Origin of the sequence: Streptomyces sp. A 4/2 (assembly GCF_940670765.1) — a bacterium.
Taxonomy (GTDB): domain Bacteria; phylum Actinomycetota; class Actinomycetes; order Streptomycetales; family Streptomycetaceae; genus Streptomyces.
The window spans coordinates 220,256-240,669 of sequence record NZ_CALNVW010000030.1 but is presented as its reverse complement, the minus strand read 5'-3'; the positions used below and the strand labels follow the sequence as shown (position 1 = coordinate 240,669).

At 70.4% G+C, this 20,414-nt stretch carries 17 protein-coding genes and 1 tRNA gene; 11 read left to right on the top strand and 7 right to left on the bottom strand.

The window, feature by feature from the left end; translation table 11 throughout:
• The first annotated feature begins 1,169 nt into the window (after positions 1 to 1,169).
• Together NBY69_RS22500 and NBY69_RS22495 are read left to right on the top strand one after the other, a co-directional pair.
• On the top strand, positions 1,170 to 2,114 hold the full coding sequence (locus NBY69_RS22500) for a glycosyltransferase family 4 protein (protein WP_250303086.1): 945 nt from the start codon (positions 1,170 to 1,172) through the stop codon (positions 2,112 to 2,114).
• A gap of 446 nt (positions 2,115 to 2,560) precedes the next feature.
• Positions 2,561 to 3,064 (top strand): NUDIX domain-containing protein, encoded by a 504-nt coding sequence (locus tag NBY69_RS22495; RefSeq protein ID WP_250303084.1) that lies wholly within the window; start codon positions 2,561 to 2,563, stop codon positions 3,062 to 3,064.
• A 410-nt stretch (positions 3,065 to 3,474) separates the two neighbouring features.
• Here the strand turns inward: NBY69_RS22495 and NBY69_RS22490 are convergent.
• Positions 3,475 to 3,548: transfer RNA gene (locus NBY69_RS22490), tRNA-Pro, on the bottom strand.
• Positions 3,549 to 3,661: 113 nt separating this feature from the next.
• Here NBY69_RS22490 and NBY69_RS22485 point away from each other — a divergent pair.
• Together NBY69_RS22485 and cobF are read left to right on the top strand one after the other, a co-directional pair.
• Positions 3,662 to 4,135, top strand: a complete 474-nt coding sequence (locus NBY69_RS22485) for a DUF309 domain-containing protein (RefSeq protein ID WP_250303082.1) — start codon at positions 3,662 to 3,664, stop codon at positions 4,133 to 4,135.
• 94 nt (positions 4,136 to 4,229) lie between these two features.
• Positions 4,230 to 5,009, top strand: coding sequence for a precorrin-6A synthase (deacetylating) (gene cobF / locus NBY69_RS22480; RefSeq protein ID WP_250303080.1), 780 nt, complete (start codon positions 4,230 to 4,232; stop codon positions 5,007 to 5,009).
• Here cobF and NBY69_RS22475 read toward each other — a convergent pair.
• Positions 4,963 to 5,730 (bottom strand): cobalt-precorrin-6A reductase, encoded by a 768-nt coding sequence (locus NBY69_RS22475; RefSeq protein ID WP_250303077.1) that lies wholly within the window; start codon positions 5,728 to 5,730, stop codon positions 4,963 to 4,965. The two genes, cobF and NBY69_RS22475, sit on opposite strands and share 47 nt — an antisense overlap.
• 184 nt (positions 5,731 to 5,914) lie before the next feature.
• Here NBY69_RS22475 and NBY69_RS22470 point away from each other — a divergent pair, with 184 nt between their 5' ends.
• From NBY69_RS22470 to NBY69_RS22460, 3 genes are all read left to right on the top strand, one after another.
• Positions 5,915 to 7,936, top strand: coding sequence for an FAD-dependent oxidoreductase (locus tag NBY69_RS22470; RefSeq protein WP_250303075.1), 2,022 nt, complete (start codon positions 5,915 to 5,917; stop codon positions 7,934 to 7,936).
• 44 nt (positions 7,937 to 7,980) lie between these two features.
• On the top strand, positions 7,981 to 8,511 hold the full coding sequence (locus NBY69_RS22465) for a PadR family transcriptional regulator (protein ID WP_250303072.1): 531 nt from the start codon (positions 7,981 to 7,983) through the stop codon (positions 8,509 to 8,511).
• A 94-nt stretch (positions 8,512 to 8,605) separates the two neighbouring features.
• Complete coding sequence (locus NBY69_RS22460; RefSeq protein ID WP_250303071.1) at positions 8,606 to 9,541, top strand: DUF2510 domain-containing protein; 936 nt, start codon at positions 8,606 to 8,608, stop codon at positions 9,539 to 9,541.
• A 36-nt stretch (positions 9,542 to 9,577) separates the two neighbouring features.
• Here the strand turns inward: NBY69_RS22460 and NBY69_RS22455 are convergent, their stop codons facing one another.
• Positions 9,578 to 9,892: a hypothetical protein gene (locus tag NBY69_RS22455; protein ID WP_250303069.1), complete on the bottom strand. Its 315-nt coding sequence runs from the start codon at positions 9,890 to 9,892 to the stop codon at positions 9,578 to 9,580.
• 125 nt (positions 9,893 to 10,017) lie between these two features.
• Between NBY69_RS22455 and NBY69_RS22450 the strand changes: the two genes are divergently transcribed.
• The 3 genes from NBY69_RS22450 (at position 10,018) to NBY69_RS22440 (ending at position 11,968) form a co-directional block, all read left to right on the top strand.
• On the top strand, positions 10,018 to 10,536 hold the full coding sequence (locus NBY69_RS22450; RefSeq protein ID WP_250303067.1) for a GNAT family N-acetyltransferase: 519 nt from the start codon (positions 10,018 to 10,020) through the stop codon (positions 10,534 to 10,536).
• Positions 10,537 to 10,598: 62 nt separating this feature from the next.
• On the top strand, positions 10,599 to 11,228 hold the full coding sequence (locus tag NBY69_RS22445; protein ID WP_266645758.1) for a GNAT family N-acetyltransferase: 630 nt from the start codon (positions 10,599 to 10,601) through the stop codon (positions 11,226 to 11,228).
• A gap of 104 nt (positions 11,229 to 11,332) precedes the next feature.
• Entirely contained in the window at positions 11,333 to 11,968 is a 636-nt protein-coding gene (locus tag NBY69_RS22440; protein ID WP_250303064.1) for an N-acetyltransferase, read from the top strand.
• A gap of 60 nt (positions 11,969 to 12,028) precedes the next feature.
• On the opposite strand, the gene NBY69_RS22435 is transcribed toward NBY69_RS22440, so the two are convergent.
• The 3 genes from NBY69_RS22435 to NBY69_RS22430 form a co-directional block, all read right to left on the bottom strand.
• Positions 12,029 to 13,648, bottom strand: a complete 1,620-nt coding sequence (locus NBY69_RS22435; RefSeq protein WP_250303062.1) for a N,N-dimethylformamidase beta subunit family domain-containing protein — start codon at positions 13,646 to 13,648, stop codon at positions 12,029 to 12,031.
• 65 nt (positions 13,649 to 13,713) lie between these two features.
• Positions 13,714 to 13,839, bottom strand: a complete 126-nt coding sequence (locus NBY69_RS37400) for a hypothetical protein (protein WP_266645761.1) — start codon at positions 13,837 to 13,839, stop codon at positions 13,714 to 13,716.
• A 108-nt stretch (positions 13,840 to 13,947) separates the two neighbouring features.
• On the bottom strand, positions 13,948 to 16,620 hold the full coding sequence (locus NBY69_RS22430) for a TIM-barrel domain-containing protein (protein ID WP_250303060.1): 2,673 nt from the start codon (positions 16,618 to 16,620) through the stop codon (positions 13,948 to 13,950).
• Positions 16,621 to 16,987: 367 nt separating this feature from the next.
• Between NBY69_RS22430 and NBY69_RS22425 the strand changes: the two genes are divergently transcribed.
• The gene (locus tag NBY69_RS22425; RefSeq protein WP_250303151.1) at positions 16,988 to 18,703 is read left to right on the top strand and encodes a coagulation factor 5/8 type domain-containing protein; all 1,716 of its coding nucleotides are present in this window, start codon (positions 16,988 to 16,990) and stop codon (positions 18,701 to 18,703) included.
• A 76-nt stretch (positions 18,704 to 18,779) separates the two neighbouring features.
• Here the strand turns inward: NBY69_RS22425 and NBY69_RS22420 are convergent, their stop codons facing one another.
• Positions 18,780 to 20,360: a glycoside hydrolase family 71 protein gene (locus tag NBY69_RS22420; protein WP_250303058.1), complete on the bottom strand. Its 1,581-nt coding sequence runs from the start codon at positions 20,358 to 20,360 to the stop codon at positions 18,780 to 18,782.
• Positions 20,361 to 20,414 lie beyond the last annotated feature (54 nt).

Sequence of the window (20,414 nt, the reverse complement as noted above, 5' to 3'; positions counted from 1 at the left end):
TCGGGCAGTTCCTCTTCGCGTACCTGCTCGATCTCCTCGTTCATGGCAGTCTCCCTTCGGCGACCGGCTCCACCGTTGGCGACGGGGAGTCACGGCGGCGCCACGGTACGCACGGGCCCGACGTGATCACAAGATGCGGTCGGACGATCACACTGCGGGGTCATGAAGGGCGGAACCAGCGGGGGTTCACCTCGCCCGGACAGCGTCGGCCCTTCGCATCCGGACCGGCCCGGATGTCCGGATGGACGCTCCGACCTGGTGTTTCCGACCGGCCGCCCGCACCCCGCGCTCCTGCGCGACTGCGCTGTCCGCCGCAGTCGGGCGGGGGCGGGAAGACCCTCTGCCGCACATGGCAACCAGTACTGTCCAGCCACGACTTGTCCGGAAGGCGGCTTCGGCCCGTCCCACGGCTGCGGACCCGCCCCCGTCCGTACGGCCCACGCGACCGCGGCCGAGCACCCGACCGGGACCCACGACCCCGTCGGCCGCGGGGGTACCGCTCTGGGACCGGACTTCTGTTTTCGGCCGCACCTCCGCAGCTCCGGCACCTGCCCCGGCGCCCTGCGCTTCCTGGCCGGATCAGCTCCGACCGCTTCCGTCACACGCGGCCACGGGTGGGCAACCAACCGTGAAACAGGCCGAAATGCCGCTCTTGGAAAGCTCACGACCACCCGCGATGATGAGCCGTCACCCTGCCGGGGATGACGGGCAACCGCGTACTCGTCAGGGGGCAGAACTCCCTTTGCCCGCGCCCGGATCACCCCTCCCGGATCACCCCCCGCGCGGAGCCGACCCGGTCCACCCGCGCAACTCGCCCCGGCAACGCTCCGGGCGACCGGCCCGCTTCCGTACTGCTCACGTGCCACTGCCGCCTCACAGCGCCCCACCCCAAGGAGACGCCCGTGGACCCGACGGACCGCACGCCCCGCCGGGCGTCCGCCACCGACCACCACCGGCCGCCCGCGCTGACAGCGACACAGGAGTAGGCCGTATGCGCATGTGCGACGCATTCGCCGAAGCCGGTCACGAGGGTCTCGCTCTACACCGCGCCCGGCACGTACACGGTCGACGACGCGTACGCCTACTACGGCGTCCGCCACCGCTTCCCCGTCCACACGGTCCCGAGCCCTGATTACACCCCGGCCGGATACCGGGTACGCGCCGAACGGGTGCGCGCCCAGCTGACCCGTGACGCCGCCCCGGACCTGATCTACGGCCACGACCTGTACGGCCTCACCGCCGCCGCCGACGTCGCACCCCTCGTGTACGAGAGCCACCGCCTGCGGGACGATCCGAACACCCTGCGCATCGAACACCGCCTGCTCCAGCGGGATTCGCTCGCGCGGATCGTCGTCATCACCCACGCACTCGCGCGCGACTACGAGCGCGCCTACGGCCACCTGGACACCGCACCGATCCTCGTCGCACCGGAAGGCTCCGACCCACCGGACGCATCCGCCCGCCCAACGGCCCCGCCGGAGTTGCCGGGGCGCCCGGACGCACCCCGCATCGGCTACATCGGGCACCTCTACGAAGGGCGCGGCATCGGCCTCGTCCTGGACCTTGCGGACCGGCTCCCCGACCTCGACTTCCATCTGATCGGGGGCACCGACGAGGACCTCGCACGCTGGAGCAGCTCCCGCCGCCCCGCCAACGCCCACTTCCACGGGCACCGCCCACCGGGCGCCGTCAGCGCGTACTACCCGCTCTTCGACGTCGTTCTGGCCCCCTATCAGTCGAAGATCTACACCGCCGACGGCCATTGCGAGACCGGCCGTTGGGCCTCCCCGATGAAGCTCTTCGAGTACATGGCCCACGGCCGTGCCCTCGTCGCTTCCGATCTGCCCGTCCTGCGCGAGATCCTCCAGGACCGTGTCAACTGCCTTCTGTGTCCACCCGCCGAGGCGGACGCCTGGGCCGACGCCGTCACCGAACTCCTCGCCGACGAAACCCTGCGACGGACGCTCGGTGAGGAAGCCCGGCGTCAAGTCCTCCACCAGCACACCTGGCGCCACCGGGCCGACCGGGTCCTCGCCGGACTCGGCCTCCCCGGCACAATCCATCGTTCCACCGTCGGCAGGACCTCAGAGTTTCAGCCAACTCCCCCGCGCTGATGAGCTCTTGCGAGACAAGGGGCCGCCCCCGATGCGCCCGTCACGATCCGCTGAGTGCCGGGCTCTCGAAGCGACCGAAAAACATGCGTTCGAAACCCTGGCTGTGTCGTTGAGCCCGACGACACAGCCGCGACCGTCGGAGGGGGACGACGTGGGACGACCTGCCTGCGGGCGATCCGCTCCCCGTGCCGCCGGGGCGACGTCGCCCGGCGACGAGGAGATCCCGTGTCTCTGCGGCACACCGGCCGGGCTGTTGCCCGATCCCTCGCGCACCCCCGAAGACGCACACGCGCCACGCCCGCCGCCCGGCCCGTCCTCGCCCCCCCCCAGCACCTCGGACACGTCCTCAGGAAGGTCAGAGAACCTTGACCACACATCCGATCCACGAGCAGCCCCTCTCTCCTGCGGGTGGCGAAGAACCACCCGCAGGTTTCGAGGAGCACGGCGTGAGCCCGGCGTGGATGCCACCTGAGGAATACGCCGAAACGGTGCTGAAGGCGACGGCGTTCGCGTGCCTGCTCTTCACCGACGAGCACGACCACCCGTTGCAACTGAGGGCGGTGTACTCCCGTACGCATCCGTGGCAACTGCCCGGCGGAACGATGGATCCGGGCGAGCGCCCGTGGGAGACGGCCCTGCGGGAGTGCCGGGAGGAGACCGGGATCCGCTTCGAGGGTCCCGTGAAGCTCCTCGCGTCGATCTTCGGTCAGCCAGGAGCGGAGTGGCCCTATGCCACGATCGGCTTCGTCTTCGACGGTGGCCGGCTCACCACCGGCCAGATCCAGACCCTCACCCTGGACCCGGCCGAACACGACGAGGTACGTGTGCTGCCGCTGGCGGAATGGCAGGCGCTCATGCCACGACGGGACTTCGCCCGGCTGGAGGCGGTGTTGGAGGCCCGTCGCACCGGGGCCGCTGCGTACTTCGGCTCATGGGACTGGGGAAACTAGGGGGGGCGCGGCACTGGTGGTTTATTCGGCAGCAAGGGCGACGGTCGTCGGGGGTTTCGATCACGGTCCAGTCGTAGGCGAGGAAGCCCCTGACGCCGATTCCACAGGCCCGGCGGGTGAAGGCGCGTTCCGGCAGGCGTGCCGTCAACTTCGCTGTCTTCCCGGGTGTTCGGTGGCATCGGCGGCATCGATGCGATCGGTGTTCTTCGGGATCGCCATCAGGTAGGAGATCCCGCACTCCTCCAGGAAGGCGGATCGCGGACCTCGGCATGCTGCGCACCCCGCCGAGCCGGCACGCTCTCGCCCGCTGGCACCGGTCAAGGCACGCCGGGCCCCAACGGATCTCCAGAAATAGTCAAGGGCCGGTTTCGGATTTCTCCGAAACCGGCCCTGACCTCGACTCTCTCAAGTCGGGACGACAGGATTTGAACCTGCGACCCCTTGACCCCCAGTCAAGTGCGCTACCAAGCTGCGCCACGTCCCGATGCCCGTCTGACCTGGGGTTTCCCCTGGCCTGACCTGCATGAGAACCATACCTCACTCCGAGCGAAGGTCCGACTCCGCCTGGTCGGACGGCAGCCGGGCGACAATCAGCGGATGAACGACATGAGAGATCGCGACGCAGAGGGACGCGCGCGCAGTGCGCGGCCCCGGGACGGACTCGGGCGGCCTCTTCCCTATGGGGCCGCGGGTGTGGAGCGTCAGCCGGAAGGCGTGGTGCGCCGTCCGGCGGAGACCGTGCGGGAGGCCCAGCGGCTGCTCGACGCCGGGATGCCCTTCCACGCCCACGAGGTCTTCGAGGACGCCTGGAAGGCAGGGCCCGAGACGGAACGAGCACTGTGGCGGGGGCTCGCGCAGCTCGCCGTGGGGCTGACGCACGCCGCCCGCGGGAACACCGCAGGCGGGGCACGCCTGTTGCGCAGGGGTGCGGACGGACTCACTGCCTACCGGGAGAGCGGGCCGTACGGAATCGACATCACCGGGCTGACCGCCTGGGCGGAACAGCTCGCGGGACGGCTGCGCGGGCCGGTCGACGCCAAGGCCTGCGCGCCCCTGCTGACCCGCGCCTGACCGACCGCCGCCGTAGTGCCGTACTCCTCGCCCCGGACAGGCGCCGTCGACGGCCCCGTAAGAGACCCGAGGCCCATGAGGCAGACTCGACGGGGTGAGAAAGATCTATGTGATCGGCATCGGGGCGGGTGACCCCGACCATCTGACGATTCAAGCGGTCAAGGCGCTCAACAGGACGGACGTCTTCTTCCTCCTCGACAAGGGAGCGGAGAAGTCGGATCTGATCCGGCTGCGCCACGACATCCTGCACGAACACATCCGGCACGACCGTGGCTACCGGCTCGTCGAGGCGCGCGATCCGGAACGGGACCGCCGGGCCGGGGGCGCGGACTACTCGCCGGCCGTCGACGACTGGCGGCGGGCGCGCGCCGACATCTACGAGCGGATGCTCACCGAAGACCTGGGCGACGACGAGTGCGGCGCTTTCCTGGTGTGGGGGGACCCCGCGCTGTACGACTCCACGCTCGGCATCCTGGAGGAGATCCTGGAGCGGGGCTCGGTCGCCTTCACGTACGAGGTGATTCCTGGGATCAGCAGCGTGTCGGCGCTGGTGGCCCGGCACCGCACCGGGCTCAACCGGGTTGCCGGACCCGTGCAGATCACCACCGGGCGCCGTCTGGCCGAGGGATGGCCGGAGGGGGTGGACGATGTCGTGGTGATGCTCGACGCGCACCAGTCGTTCCGTCACCACATGGACAAGGATCCGGTGATCCACTGGGGCGCCTACGTGGGTACCGAGGACGAGATCCTGGTGTCCGGACGGCTGTCCGAAGTCGCGGGGCAGATCGAGGAGTTGCGGTCCGAGGCCCGGAACCGCAAGGGCTGGATCATGGACACCTATCTGCTGCGCCGGGACCGGGACCAGTCGGACTGAGTACGTGCAGGACTCCCGCGACGTCCTCGGCGACGGTCACGTCCCGGGGCGCCGGTGGCCGCCGCACCACGACCACCGGCAGGCCCAGTGCACGGGCAGCGGTGAGCTTGGCGGCGGTCGCCCGTCCCCCACTGTCCTTGGTGACGAGGACGTCGATGGCGTGCGCGCGCAGCAGGGCCGTCTCGCCGTCGACGGTGTACGGGCCCCGGTCGAGGAGCACCTCGGCGTCGGCCGGCAGCGGCGGACCGGGGGGCTCCACCGACCGTACGAGGAAGTGGAGTTGGCCGAGGTCCGCGAAGGCGGCGAGGCCGAGCCGGCCGGTGGTGAGGAAGACCCGCCGGCCGAGGGAGGGCAGCAGGGCCGCGGCCTCGGCGAGGGTGGCGACGCTGTGCCAGCGGTCGCCCGGTACGGCCTGCCAGCCCGGTCGGCGCAGCACGGTGAGCGGGACCCCGGCGGCCCGCGCCGCCCGCACCGCGTTCGCGCTGATGGCGGCGGCGAAGGGGTGGGTGGCATCGACCACCGCGTCGACACGCTGTCCGGACAGCCAGTCGGTCATGGCCTCGACGCCACCGAAGCCGCCGATCCTGACCTCCCCCGCGGGGAGCCTGGGCCGCGCGACACGTCCGGCCAGGGATGTCGTCACCCGTAGCCCCGGACGGGCGGTCAGTTCGGCGGCCAGCTGTCCGGCCTCCGTAGTGCCGCCGAGGATGAGCACATGCATGGTCCGAGATTACGTCCGCCGAACCGGGCCAGGCTCTCGGGGCCCCGGGCCCGGAGCCCCGACGTGACACAGCGACCGCAGCGACCGCAGCGACGCAGTGACGCAGCCCATTCTGCAACTTGTTGCATAAAGAGTTCCGGGTGGTCTAGAAATGGCTGACCACCCCTGCGCACGGAGGCACCGGATGAGCCCGTACCCCCACCTGCTGAGCCCCCTCGATCTCGGATTCACGACGCTCCCCAACCGTGTCCTGATGGGCTCGATGCACCTCGGCCTCGAAGAGACCCCGGGCGGCTTCGAGCGGATGGCCGAGTTCTACGCGGCCCGCGCCCGCGCCGGTGCGGGGCTGATCGTGACCGGCGGGATCTCCCCCAACGAGCAGGGCAGGCCGCTGGACGGCGGCGCCAAACTCACCACCGAGGAGGAGGCCGCCCAGCACGCGGTCGTCACCGCGGCCGTACACCGGGCGGGCGGCCGGATCGCGATGCAGATCCTGCACTTCGGGCGGTACGCGTACCACCCCGGCCTGGTGGCCCCGAGCGCGATCCAGGCACCCATCAGCCCCTTCACGCCGCACGCCCTGACCGACGCCGAGGTCGAGCAGACCGTCGAGGACTTCGTACGGGCAGCGGAACTGGCCCGCGGCGCGGGGTACGACGGCGTCGAGATCATGGGGTCCGAGGGCTATCTGATCAACGAGTTCCTCGCGCCGGGGACCAACCACCGCGAGGACCGCTGGGGCGGGTCGTTCGAGAACCGCACCCGCTTCCCGCTGGAGATCGTCCGCCGGGTGCGGGAGCGGGTCGGGCCGGATTTCATCATCGTCTACCGGCTCTCGATGCTCGACCTCGTCCCCGGCGGCTCCTCGCAGGCGGAGGTGATCGCGCTCGCCCAGCGGATCGAGACGGCGGGCGCCACCCTCATCAACACCGGGGTGGGCTGGCACGAGGCCCGGATCCCGACCATCGTGACGTCGGTGCCGCGTGGCGCGTACACCTGGGTGACGAAGCAGGTCATGGGGGCGGTGACCATTCCCGTGGTGACCAGCAACCGGATCAACACCCCTGAGTTGGCCGAGGAGTTGCTCGCCGACGGCTGTGCGGACATGGTCTCGCTCGCCCGCCCCTTCCTGGCCGACCCGGAGTTCGTGGCCAAGGCCGGGCAGGGACGTTCCGACACCATCAACACCTGCATCGGCTGCAACCAGGCGTGCCTCGACCACACCTTCAGTGGGCTGATCACCTCCTGCCTGGTCAACCCGCGCGCCTGCCGCGAGACCGAACTCGTGCTGTCGCCGACCCGTCGGCGCAAGCGCATCGGCGTGGTCGGCGCCGGTCCCGCCGGACTCGCCTTCGCCGTGTCGGCGGCCGAGCGCGGCCACACGGTGACGCTCTACGACGCCGCCGCGGAGATCGGCGGCCAGCTCGACGTGGCACGGCGGATCCCGGGCAAGGAGGAGTTCGCCGAGACCCTGCGCTACTTCCGGGTCCAGCTCGAACTGCACGGCGTGGACGTCCGGCTGAATACCCTGGTCACCGCAGGGACGCTCACCTCGGAGGGCTTCGACGAGATCGTCCTCGCCACCGGCGTCACCCCGCGCACCCCTGACATCCCCGGCCTCGGCCACCCGAGCGTCCTCAGCTATCTCGACGTCCTGCGGGACGGCGCACAGGCCGGCCCGCGCGTGGCGGTCATCGGGGCGGGCGGCATCGGCTTCGACGTCGCGGAGTTCCTCACCGACAGCGGCGAGTCGGCGAGCCGGAACCCGGAGGTCTTCTTCCGGCAGTGGGGCGTCGACACCGCACACCGGACACGCGGCGGTCTGCGCGAGCCGGTGCGGGCCCCGTCGCCCCGTACCGTGTATCTGCTCCAGCGCAAGCCCACCAAGGTCGGGGCGGAGCTGGGGAGGACGACGGGCTGGATCCACCGCGCCGAGCTCAAGCACCGAGGGGTGACGACGGTCGCGGGCGCGGCCTACGACCGGATCGACGACGAGGGACTGCATGTGACGGTCGACGGCGTCAGCAAGGTCATCGCTGTCGACACGGTCGTGCTGTGCGCGGGCCAGGAGCCCCGGCGGGAGCTGTACGAGGCGCTGCGGGCCGGGGGGCATCCCGTGCACGTGATCGGCGGCGCGGACGTCGCCGCCGAACTCGACGCGAAGCGCGCCGTACGCCAGGGCACCGAACTGGCCGCGTGGCTCTGAGCCGTGGTCAGGGCCTGTCCGGGACAACTCCTTAGGATGCCCGCATGTCACTCCCGCACGCGATCCTCACCGCCCTGCTCGAAAAGCCGTCGTCGGGGCTGGAGCTGACCCGCAGGTTCGACAAGTCGATCGGATACTTCTGGTCGGCCACGCACCAGCAGATCTACCGGGAGCTGGCGAAGCTGGAGGAGTCCGGCTTCATCCGGGCCCTGCCGCAGCAGCCGTCCCGGGGACGGAAACGGGAGTACGAGGTCCTGCCCGCGGGCCGCGCCGAACTCGTCGCCTGGGTGGGCAGGAGCGAGGACCCCCGGCCGGTGCGCGATCCCCTGTTGCTGCGGCTGCGCGCGTCAGCCGTGGTGGGGCAGCAGGGCCTGGGCGCCGAGATGGAGCGTCATCTCCGGCTGCACGAACGGCAGTTGGCGGAGTACCTGGCGATCGAGGAGCGGGACTTCGCGCAACCTGCGTTGTCGGCCGAGGCCCGGCTTCAGCATCTGGTGCTGCGGGGCGGCATCGACCTGGAACGGTACTGGATCGGCTGGCTGACCGCGGCGCTGCCGGAATTCCCGGACCGCTGACACCGCCGACGGGCGTCGGCGGGCACCGTCGGCGGGGGCTCGGCCACGACCTGGTTTCATGCGATTTTCACTCAGCCCAACTACGGTGACCCCTGTGACCCAGACAAGCCCGCCCGGCTGGCACAGAGACCCCGGGTATACAGGAATAGGCCCTGCCCAGGAACGCTGGTGGGACGGCAGCCAGTGGACCGACCTGCTCCGCGTGCCGCCCACGGCGGTCCGGCGCCGGAGGGTCCGGATCGGCGCCGCCGTCACGGCGGGCGTGGTGGTGCTTGCCGCGGTCGGCGGCGGCATCTACCTGCTGACGGACGGCTCGGGCCACGGATCGGGGAACGTGGCGACGGCTCCGTCCACCGCCCCGTCCAAGGCACCTGGCCGCCCCGGTGTACCGGGCGGGACCGGAGGCGGCGACGGAAGCGGCGGCGGGAGCAGTGACGGGGGCGGCAACCAGGACCCCCAGCAGCAGACGCCGCCGACCGAGGACGGTTACGCCACGGACGCGGCGAGCGGGATCAGCATCCCGGTACCCGACGGCTGGACCGGCCAATCGGGGACCGTCGGGGCCGGGGTGACCATCGGCAAGTACACCTGCGCCAGCGGCACCGACTCCAAGGGGGCCCCTGCCGAGTGCGTGCGCGGCGGGGTGTTCTCCGCGCCTGCGGTCGCCCTGAAGCTCTCGGCCACCACGGCCAAGGGCGCGGCGGAGAAGGACATCTCCACCAACGCCAAGGAGTCGTACGGCGACTCCTCGTCGGGCATCACCTCGCACCAGCAGCTCGAATCCCAGGCGGTCACGGTCGCCGGACAGCAGGGCTATCTGGTGCGCTGGAAGGTCGTGACGAAGAAGGGCGACGACGGCTACGTCCAGTCGCTGGCCTTCCCCTCGCCCCAGGCCAAGAACATGCTCATCGTCGTCCGCTCCGGGTTCGACATCAACGCCAAGGCGCCCGAGCTCTCCGTGATGGACGAGATCACGAAGGGCATCAAGGCGGCCTCGACGTCGGGAAGCGGCTCGGGCGAGGGCGCGTAGCACCCGGGCAGCGGGATCGGGGGCACGGAGCCGGAGTCAGGGCAGTACGAGCCAGTCCGCGGCCACCGCGGCCACCAGCCCCACACCCAGGACCCAGCTCGCGATCCTGGTGCGCCCGCTGCGGCTGAGTTCGATCACCACCCCGCAGAGGATCAGGGCCGTCCCGTAGTCCGCGACGACCAGCAGGGACGAACGGCTCGTGATCCGCTCCACGAGCACCACGGCGACGGCGGCCATCATCACGGATGCCACCACTATCCGTATCCGCCGGGCCTGACGCGGTGTCAGGCCCGGCGTCCCCGGTTCGGTCAGGTCCGTGTCCACGGCTTCGCTCTGGTCAGGAGTGCTCATGAGCGCGAATCGTAACGTGGGAATCGCGGCCGGGGGCCTCCGTTCGACCGCCCGGGGGATACTGAACCCGTTGTGTTCCTGGAGCCGCTGGTCTCCACCCTCCCGCACCGAGGTGGCCCGACGTCATGACCCTGAACTACTTCCGCGAAGACGGTCTGCTGGTCCTGGACGCCGGACGGCTGAGGCTGCGTGAGCAGTCACCCGCCGCAGCCGCCGTGCTCGCCGAGGGCGGCACGGCGGGCCTGGACTGGCTCGACGGCTCCCCCGGCAGCGGTACCCAGATCGCCGCGAAGATGGTCGCCATGGCCACCGAGGCGGGGGCCTTCCTGCCCGGCTGGGGCCTGTACGTGATCGAGCGGACCACGGACGGTGCGGCGCTCGGCGGCATCGGCTTCCACGGGCCGCCCTCCGACGGTTCGGTGGAGATCGGCTACGACCTGACGGAGTCGGCCCGGGGCGCCGGCTGGGCCACGGACGCGGTGGTCGCCCTCGCGCACTGGTCGCTCGAACTGCCCGGTGTGCACACGGTGCTGGCCACCACCGACCCCGGCAACCTGCCTTCGCAGCGCGTCCTGACCCGGGCCGGCTTCACCCGGCGCGCCGACCTGGACGGGCTGTGGGCGTACGAGTTGACCGGGCACTGAGCTGACGCAACCGGTCGTCGCGGCCCGTGAATACCGCTTGCGGGAGCGCTCCCACATCCCTCATGGTTGCCTGTGTGACGACTCAGCCTTTCGTGCGCCCCTACCGCGCCCAGGACCGTCCCGCCCTGTACGAGATCTGCGTCCGCACCGGCGAAGAGGGCGGCGACGCACGGCACTTGTACCCCGACCACGCGTTGCTGGGCAGCGTCTTCGCCGCCCCGTACGCGGAGTTGGAGCCCGGTCTCACGTTCGTCGTCGATGACGCGGGCTCCGCCGTGGGGTACGTCCTCGGCACCGCGGACACGGCCGGGTTCGTCGAGCGGTTCCGCAAGGAGTGGCTGCCCACCGTCGCGGACCGGTATCCGGACCCGTCCGGGCCGCTGCGGACACCGGCCGATCAGATGACCGCGCTCCTGCACCGCCCCGAGCGCATGCTGCTGCCCGAGTTGTCGGCGTACCCGGCGCATCTGCACATCGATCTGCTGCCCGGTCACCAGCGTTCGGGGTTCGGGCGGGCGCTGATGACGCGTTTCCTCGCCGCGCTGGCGGAGCAGGGGGTGCCCGCCGTGCACCTGGGGATGGTCACGGCCAACACCCCGGCCAGGGCGTTCTACGACCGGTTGGGCTTCCACGAGATACCGGTGGCGGATCCGGGGCCGCTCACCTATCTCGGCCGCGCCACCGGCGGCTGAGCGCCGGGGGCCCTCCGCGCCCGGGTACCTCCCGCGTCCCGTGCTGACCCGATCACATACGCTGCCCGGATGACAGCCGAACCGACCGGGCGTGTGCCGGTCCGATGAGTATCGAGATACGCCCCTACCAGCCGTTCGACCTGCCGGGGATGTACCGGGTCTGCCTGCAGACCGGCGACTCGGGCCGGGACGCGACCGCGCTGTACAGCGACCCCGATCTGCTGGGGCACGTCTTCGCCGGCCCCTACCCCGTCGCCGATCCGGGCCTGACCTTCATCGCGGCGGACGAGCACGGCGTCCTGGGCTATGTCGTCGCGACGGCCGACTCCGCCGCGCACGAGAAGTGGCTGGAGGAGGAGTGGTATCCGCCGCTGCGGCTGCGTTACCCGCAATCCATGGCGCACGACCCGGGCGACGGCACCCGTGACTGGCAGCGGGTGGCCCAGGTCCACCAGCCGGGCCCGTCGGCGGGCGACGCCCTGTACGACAGGTTCCCCGCCCATCTGCACATCGACATCCTGCCGCGCGGTCAGGGCGCGGGCCTCGGCCGGCGGCTGATCACCGTTCTGCTGGAAGCCTTGCGGGAGCGCGGGGTCCGCGGGCTGCAGCTGAGCGTCGGCGGCGGCAACCCGGGGGCGCGGGCCTTCTATCTCGCCATCGGCTTCACCGAGGCCGAACGGCAGGAGCGGTTCTCGGTGATGGTGAGGGACCTCCGGACGGCCGAGCCGGACCGGGGCTGAGCGAGGACAGGCCGCAGCGGTCCGGACCAGGCGACGGCCGGAGCGGTTGTCCGGCGTCGGTCAGCTCGCGTACACGCTCCGTACGTTGTCCTTCGGCGCGGGCCGGGCCTTCGCCGCCGGACCGGTGGCGAAGGCCCGGAGCAGGTTCTCGGTGGTGCGGGTGACGAAGGCCCTCGTCCGGGCGTCCATACCGTGATCACGCCCGCCGTCCCGGGTCCCGGCCATCAGACCCTCGACCCACCGCATCGTCCCGGAGGCGAAGACCCCGGCGCCGCTCGGGACGGTGTAGTAGGCCGAGTCCGAGTGGCTGCTCCGGCCGTTGCAGACGAGCGGGGAGTGGGCCAGGATCTCCAGCGGCGCCGGTGTGGGCGCGCCCGGCGTGACCCGGTCGTACTCCACGCCCACCAGGTGCTTGAACGAGTCACCCCGCTTCACCCCGGTCCCCTCGAAGAGCCAGTGGTCCGCACTGTGGACGACATAGGGCGCGTCGGTGGGAAATCCCTCGTAGAAGACGCCGGTCAGGGTGGACTCCGGGTCCGCGGCGGGCGGTTGGCGGAAGTCGTGGGTCGGCAGGCCGTGGTGGTCCGCGAAGTGCGGGTCGTCCTGGTAGGCGGTCTTGTAGCAGACCACGGTGCGGTCGGTGCCGGACGGCCCGTGCTCCAGCCTGATCCGGCGGAAACAGGTGTTGGCACCCAGGAAGACCAGATTGGTGCCGGTGTCGCGCGCCCGGGTGACGTGTCGGCGCTGTTCCGGGGTCCAGTACTCGTCGTGGCCGAGCGAGACGGCCGTCGTGGCTCCCTGGAGCACCGACGGGGCGAGGTGGACGTCGAGTCCCGTGGTGTAGGCGAGCGGGATGCCGAGCCGCTCCGCGAGGACCACCGCCGCACGCTCGTACACCATGAACTTCTCGGCGCCGTTCGCGTCGTACGGCCGGTCGAAGCCGACGGCCAGCGACCGTGAGGTGTACGCGCCGTTCTCACCCTGGTAAAGGCTGTACCCGCCCCAGGTGTTGTACGCCTGCCAGGTCGCCGGGGCGTGCATCAGCAGGGTCGTGCCCGCGGCGCTCGCCGAGCGGACGATCAGCGGGACGTACCGCTGGTGCCCGTTCTCCGCGTCGAGCCGGAGCAGGTACGCACCCGCCGGCCAGCCTTCGGTGTGCACGCCGACGGTGCGCTCCCAGTCCGCCCGTACGCTGCGGGTGGAGGAGATCGTCCGCGGTTGCCGCTGGTGCGCTCCGGCCACCCGGTCCGACCGCCAGACCAGCCGGGCCTGCGCCCCGCCGTACCAGCCGACCCGGTAGGCCGAGACCCGGAAGCCGGGTGCGGTGGTGGAGACGTGCAGCCCGAACTCCTCGCCGGGCAGCACGCTCACCTTGTCCGTGTAGCCCTGGACCGCCTCGGGCGGTCCCAGCGAGCGGATCCGCCAGTCGGGGCTGCCGGGCCGCGCCCGCTCCGCGTCGGCGGCGGACCTGACTCCACCGGCGGAGCTGGACGCGGTGGGGCGGGGCGAGGCACCGGCGCTGCCGCCCGGCGACGCGTCACATCCGGCGACCAGCCCTGCTGTGAGGCCGGTGGCACCCACCGCGGCTGCGCCGAGGAAGTGCCTGCGGCCCAGGCCGGTGCCGGTGCCGTCCGCTCCGTCGTCCCGGTGGCGGCCGTCGTGTTCCGTGCCCTCGCCCATCCGAACCTCTCCCCCGTCCGCCCTGCCCGGTGCAGGTGCGCGTGCGTCGGGACCATCATGAACCGTCAGGGGGAGCCCGACGAACGCAGAGCGTCCGTTCGCGGGCAGCGGTGCGGCCCGGTCTCGCGGTCCTCAGCCAGCACGGCTGCCGCCGCGAGGGCGGCCGGGTCCCAGGTGGCGATCGTGTCCATGGCGAATCCTGATGCTGTGCCCGGGGGACCGCCCGGACGCACGGGCGCCGGTCAGCGGCCGTGGGTGAACGGCCCCTGACCGGCGCCTGCCGGTGGTCCGGAACTACCTCATCGACGGCGCAGCGTCAGCGAGAAGGCATGGCCGGTGGAGACCGACGGTGTCTTGATCTCGGTGACGCCCGTCTTCGGGTCGGTGTACCAGCCGGATCCGGCCGCCTCGAACGCCTCGGCGGAGTCCAGCTCGTGCAGCCGGCTGCCGTCCAGTGCGATCTGCGCCGGCGCGTCCGTGCCGTGCACCGAGAAGTGGTACGAGCGGGTGGCCGGCTTGCCGGTGTAACTGCCCACGCTCGCGCCCACCTTGATGGTGGTGGCCGCCTTACCGTGGGTGGGCGCCTTCACCTGGACGTGCTGGGTGGCCGACGCGCCCTTCGCGAACTTGCGGGTCACCCCGTCGTCCTCGTAGAGCGTGTAGTCGGTGGTGCCCTTCGGGTAGACGGCGTAGTCGAGCTCGCCCTTGTCCCGGGTCTCCCAGGACGTCGTGCCCTTGGGCCACATCGGCACGATCGAGCCGCCCTTGACGAACAGCGGGAGGGTGTCGAGCGGTGCCTTGTAGCCGTTGACCGTGGTCGGGCCCTGGTAGGTCTTGCCCGTCCAGTAGTCGGTCCAGGTGCCCTTCGGCAGATAGATGCCGTTGCGGACGTCGGTGTCGCTGTAGACGGGCGCGACCAGGAAGTCCGAGCCGGACATGAACTCGTACTTGGCGTCGGGGCCCAGCGCGGCCGGGTCGTCGGGGTACTCCAGCGACAGCGGGCGCACCGCCCCGACACCGGTCTTCGTCGCGTCCTTCGACAGGGTGTACATGTACGGCAGCAGCCGCTCCTTCAACTGGAGGTACTTCCGGTTGATGGAGGTGTACGGCTCACCGTCCAGCCAGGGCTGCTGGTCGTGCGGCTTCTTGGTGGTGATGTCGCTGGCCCAGCCGTCCATCGTCATGATGGCCGGGAGGAAGGCCTTCCACTGGAGGTCGCGCGCGTACATCTTCGGGTCGTGGCTGTAGATGGAGCCGACGTCCCCGGTGTTGTACGCCATACCGGACAGCGTCGCACCGGCGTAGGTGGGAATCTGCCAGCGGATGTAGTCCCAGGACAGGCTCTGGTCACCGCTCCACTGCACGCCGCAGCGCTGGGCTCCGGCCCAGGAGACCGGCATCCAGACGAAGCCGCGGGCGTCGCTGTTGTCCTCGATACCGGCCTTGGCCTGGTCGCAGGCGTCCAGGGCCATGCCGTAGCCGTTGCCGACCCAGGCGACGTCCAGCTTGCGGACGCGCACCCCGGCCTTGGCCTCGGCGGCCTGGTCGGGCAGTCCGTTCTGCGTCCAGAGTCCGAGCTGGGCATGGGTCTTGTTGAGACCCGCCCCGGTCTGCGACAGGTCCTCGTAGCCGCAGCCGTAGCCGTCGTTGACCAGCATCCAGCCGAGCGGCATCTGGTTGTCGGCGTAGCTGTCGGCGACCTTCACCGCGTCCTGGGTGTGACGCTCGCCCCGGTTCGCGTTGTGGAGGTAGCAGTCGGCGTCGCCCGGCTCCAGGCCGTAGACCGGCGGCATGAACGGCTTGCCCACCATGGAGGTGTACTTGCCGATGACCGACTTGGTGTCACCGGTGAAGTAGTAGGCGTCCAGGCGGCGTTCCTGCTGGCCGGTGCGGACCGGCGAGCCGAAGTCGTAGGTGCCGGGCGTCATGGTGTTACGGAAGACGCCGTATCCGGCCGAAGAGATGTAGAACGGCTGGGAGTTGTTGTAACCGCCCTCGTTCCAGTTGGTGTTGTTGCCGACGTTCATCACCTGGTCGCGGTGGGAGAAGCTGCCGTTCTGCTCGCCGCCACCGAAGAACTGCTCCTTGGCACCGCGCTTCAGGCTCTGCCGCATCCCGCCCGTCGTCCAGCGCAGCGGGTCGGCCTCCGCCCAGACGACCGTACGGTCGTCCGCCTTGTACAGGGCGAACTTCAGCGGCTTCTTGTAGACGCGCAGCACCACGCCCTTCGAGCGGATCCCGTAGTAGGAACCGGCGTCGAAGGCCGAGGTGTTCCGCTGGGCCTCGGGCTGGTTCTGGATCATGTGGCTGCCCGGCGGGTCGGCGAGGTCGCCGTCCGGGGAGGCCTGGAGCCGCATCGTCTCGTCGGTGAAGAAGGAGGCGCGGGTCTTGAGGTCGCCCGCCGCGATGTCGTACGTGCCGTGCGAACCGGTGAAGCCGGTGAGGCTCCCCGCGTCGGTGGACTCGGGGAGGTAGGCCTTGCCGGTGAAGGAGTTGTCGTGGACGTCGTAGGGAACGACGACGACGTGGTAGGTGCCCGAGGCCTTCGGGATGACCGTGGCCTCGGGGTCGGCCGTGCCCGCGCTCGACGCGACCTGCTTGTTGTCCGCGTCGTAGATGTACATGTCGAAGTCGTCGGTGGGCGTCTCCCACTGGATGGAGACGGGGACACCGCCTTCGGGATTGTCGTCCCACTCACCGGCCGGCGGGTTGACGGTCAGGTCGAAGCGGGCGCACTTGGCGTTGTTCGGGTCCTCGGCCGGGGTACCGCACTTGGTGGGCCCGTCGACCGTGCCCTTGGCGTAGACCGGGCTCTGCCAGGTGACGCTCTTCGTACCGCTGTCGAGGACACCCGACGGCGTCGCCGCCGCGTGCGCCTGCGTCGCCGGGACGGTCAGGGTGGTGAGGCCGAGCACCAGCGCGGACACCGCGGCGGCCGCGCCCTGTCTGGGGCGGCTTCGAAGGATTCGCAAGGAGTGTTCTCCGTTCGTACCGAACAGTTAAATGTGCGATTTCTGCGCAAACATGCTTGGAACACTGGTATTTCGAGCATCACAATTCACCGTCCGGTTGGTACATGTCAACGATTCGGCGTGGTTCCGTCACAGGTCGGACCTGTAAATGCCGTACTCGGCAACAGAGTTGATGAATCACGGGTCGCCCGGCCCATTTTGTTCACAACTCTTGACGTGAAGGCTGGCCAGGAGAACGATCCATGCCGTCAGAGAGCGCTCCCAAGCCCCCTCCGCTCTTCAGTTCTTGAAGGCTCGTCAATGAGTCGCCAACTACAGGAGATTGCCCATGCTTGCTCCCCCCACAAGACGAAGGACAAGGCTGTCGATGGTGGCGGCGGCCACCCTGGCAGCGGCGCTGCTCGTGGTCGCCCCCTCGAAATCACAGGCCGCCGATCTGCCGGGCGGCGGTGATCTCGGCCCGAACGTGCATGTCTTCGATCCGTCCACCCCGGACATCCAGGGCCAGTTGGACTCCGTGTTCAAGCAGCAGGAGTCGGCCCAGTTCGGCACCGGGCGCGATGCCTTCTTCTTCAAACCGGGCACGTACAACAACATCAACGCCCAGCTCGGCTTCTACACCTCCATCGCCGGGCTCGGACTGTCACCCGACAACACCGGCATCAACGGTGACGTGACCGTCGACGCGGGGTGGTTCAACGGGAACGCGACCCAGAACTTCTGGCGCTCGGCGGAGAACCTCGCGCTCACGCCGGTCAACGGCACGGACCGCTGGGCCGTCGCGCAGGCGGCGCCGTTCCGGCGGATGCACGTCAGGGGCGGACTGAATCTGGCGCCCGCCGGATACGGCTGGGCCAGTGGCGGCTACATCGCCGACAGCAAGATCGACGGCACGGTGGGGCCGTACTCCCAGCAGCAGTGGTACACCCGGGACAGCTCGGTCGGCGGCTGGGCCAACGGGGTCTGGAACATGGTGTTCTCCGGGGTCAAGGGGGCGCCCGCGCAGGGCTTCCCGAACCCGACGTACACCACCCTGGACACCACACCGGTCTCCCGGGAGAAACCGTTCCTGTACCTGGACGGGAACGAGTACAAGGTCTTCGCGCCCGAGAAGCGCACCGACGCCAGCGGCACGACCTGGGAGAACGGCACCCCGAAGGGTGAATCCATCCCGCTGACCCAGTTCTACGTGGTGAAGCCGGGAGCCACCGCCGAGACCATCAACCAGGCGCTCGACCAGGGTCTCGACCTGCTGTTCACGCCGGGCATCTACCACGTCGACCGGTCGATCGACGTGAACCGCGCCGACACGGTGGTGCTGGGCCTCGGGTACGCGACGATCGTCCCGGACAACGGGGTGACGGCGATGAAGGTCGCCGACGTGGACGGCGTGAAACTGGCCGGTCTACTCATCGACGCGGGGACCACCAACTCCGACGTCCTCCTCCAGGTCGGTCCGGACGGCTCGTCGGCCGACCACTCCGCCAACCCGACCACGGTCCAGGACGTCTTCGTCCGGATCGGCGGAGCGGGCGCGGGCAAGGCCACCACCAGCATGGAGATCAACAGCAACAACACGATCATCGACCACACCTGGCTCTGGCGGGCCGACCACGGTGACGGGGTCGGCTGGGACACGAACCGAGCCGATTACGGGCTCACCGTCAACGGCGACAGTGTGCTGGCCACCGGGCTCTTCGTCGAGCACTTCAACAAGTACGACGTCCAGTGGAACGGCGAGAACGGCAGAACGATCTTCTTCCAGAACGAGAAGGCGTACGACGCCCCGAACCAGGCCGCGGTGCAGGACGGCAACACCAAGGGCTACGCCGCCTACAAGGTCGCCGACTCGGTCAACACCCACGAGGGCTGGGGACTCGGCAGCTACTGCAACTTCACCGCGGACCCGGGTATCCAGCAGGACCACGGCTTCGCCGCTCCCGACAAGGCCGGGGTGAAGTTCCACGACCTGCTGGTCGTCTCGCTCGGCGGGATGGGCCAGTACAACCACGTCATCAACAACACGGGTTCACCCACCTCGGGGACCTCGACGGTACCGTCCACCGTCGTCTCGTACCCGTGACCCGCGACCGCCCCTGAGGAACCGCGCGGCCGGCGGCCCGCTCCCCGGAGAACGCCACCGGGGAGCGGGCCGCCGGTCACGGTGCGGCCGGGCGTCCGCTCGTCGCCGCGTAGTACTGGAGGTCCTGGACCGCGAACCGCCGCTCCACCGGATGGCGAGCGGCCACCGCGGCCACCGGATGGCCGCCGCGGCGCACGGTCGCGGAGCTCCGGCCCGGGTGCAGCGGCAGTAGCGTGGGCCGGACCCCGGCGGGCACCCGGCGACGGTCCCTGCTGGTCCCGACCACCGTGTCCAGCGTCGCGGGCGCGGTCAGGAAGGTGAGCACCTCCACCCTGTCGCGTGGCGCCGCCGAGCCTTCGCGCGGGCTCATCAGCAGCCGCTGGCGGCCGGAAGTGGGCGTCGCGGCGGCGAACTGGACACGCGACGTCAGATACACGGTGTCGCGGACGATCCGGGGCCAGCCGCCCGTCTTGAATCGGGTGAGGTAGTACGAGGAGAGGTCGAGGTAGGCGTAGCCGTTGTGCAGCGACGGCGCGAACTGGCTGCTCTCCGAGTAGTCGTTCCAGGTGGTGAGCTGGACCCAGTCCGCCCCGTCGTCGATCGCGTGACCCCAACTGGCCCGCAGCGTCGCGGTGTTGCCCGCCTCGTCGTACACCCCCTGGTTGGGCCTGGCGTCCTGTACCGAGACCGGCTGCATCCACTTCTTCCCCAGACGGTGGGCCAGCGCGGTGTCCGCCGTCGCCCCGGCCTGGGCCGTGTAACTGCGGTTGCCCCACTCGGAGAAGCCGTAGCTGATCGGCGCGAAGCGCTGGGCGTTCGCCGTGAAGTTCAGGAACAGCGGGACGAGCGCCGTCCTGATGCCGCACCGCCGGTCGAGCCGAGTGGTCAGCTGCGACCACCAACCGGGGCTGTGGGCCTCGGCCTTGAAGGGCGAGACCACGAGACGGCCGTCGCCCAGCCGGTACGCGGCCGGGGACGCGGCGAGCCCGGCGAGGGCGTCCGCCAGGGTCCTGGGGTCGGTGTGCAGGGACGTCATGTCCGGCATCAGCACGATCCGGAATCCGGGGTCGGCGGAAGCAGCCGCCTTCAGCAGGAGGTTGACGCGGTCCCAGTTGGGCCCGGACAGCGCGAGGATGTCGACGCTGAAACCGTCGATTCCCGCGTTCCTGGCCGTGCGGACCTCCCGTTCGAGGTTGGCGAGCTGCCAGTCGCCGCTCTGCTGCGGCACGGGCAGCGGACGGTCGCGCAGCAGTCCCCCGTACGCGGCGTGCTTGCCGCCCTCCCCCTGCGCCGTCAGGTAGTTGCGGCTGTAGTAGTCCTGCCCGGCCGGCTGGTTGTCCAGCGAGAGCGGGTAGGGCGTGAAGTAGTGCGCGAACACCAGGTGTTGGCTCCGGCGCAGAGTACCGGCCGACGGCAGGTCGAACGGGAGGGCCGTGGCGGCCCCGGCCCGCGTCGACCCCCGAGCGCCGGACGGCGTCGTGGCGCCCGCCCCTGCCGATAGGGATCTGCCGCCCTCGGTGAACGGGGTCCAGGCCATGCCGCTGCCTGCCAACAGGCCGATGAGCAGCAGGCCCAGCCCGATGCCCGGTAACAGGAGCCGCCGCCCGCCGGCCCAGGGGCGGCGGTGCGTCAATGGTCGTACCGGCGCTTGCGCCATGGTCGTTCCTTCCAAGAGCCGCCCGCTCTACGGTACGGCCGTTCGCCCGGTCCG

Bases quoted from the DNA above. Each gene is read 5' to 3' on its own strand.
- NBY69_RS22425 (WP_250303151.1), top strand. From the start codon at position 16,988: ATGGTGGCGGCGGCCACCCTGGCAGCGGCGCTGCTCGTGGTCGCCCCC.
- NBY69_RS22435 (WP_250303062.1), bottom strand. From the start codon at position 13,648: ATGGGCGAGGGCACGGAACACGACGGCCGCCACCGGGACGACGGAGCG.
- NBY69_RS22470 (WP_250303075.1), top strand. From the start codon at position 5,915: ATGAGCCCGTACCCCCACCTGCTGAGCCCCCTCGATCTCGGATTCACG.
- NBY69_RS22485 (WP_250303082.1), top strand. From the start codon at position 3,662: ATGAACGACATGAGAGATCGCGACGCAGAGGGACGCGCGCGCAGTGCG.
- NBY69_RS22455 (WP_250303069.1), bottom strand. From the start codon at position 9,892: ATGAGCACTCCTGACCAGAGCGAAGCCGTGGACACGGACCTGACCGAA.
- NBY69_RS22445 (WP_266645758.1), top strand. From the start codon at position 10,599: ATGGTTGCCTGTGTGACGACTCAGCCTTTCGTGCGCCCCTACCGCGCC.
- NBY69_RS22420 (WP_250303058.1), bottom strand. From the start codon at position 20,360: ATGGCGCAAGCGCCGGTACGACCATTGACGCACCGCCGCCCCTGGGCC.
- NBY69_RS37400 (WP_266645761.1), bottom strand. From the start codon at position 13,839: ATGGACACGATCGCCACCTGGGACCCGGCCGCCCTCGCGGCGGCAGCC.
- NBY69_RS22475 (WP_250303077.1), bottom strand. From the start codon at position 5,730: ATGCATGTGCTCATCCTCGGCGGCACTACGGAGGCCGGACAGCTGGCC.
- NBY69_RS22450 (WP_250303067.1), top strand. From the start codon at position 10,018: ATGACCCTGAACTACTTCCGCGAAGACGGTCTGCTGGTCCTGGACGCC.
- NBY69_RS22465 (WP_250303072.1), top strand. From the start codon at position 7,981: ATGTCACTCCCGCACGCGATCCTCACCGCCCTGCTCGAAAAGCCGTCG.
- NBY69_RS22440 (WP_250303064.1), top strand. From the start codon at position 11,333: ATGAGTATCGAGATACGCCCCTACCAGCCGTTCGACCTGCCGGGGATG.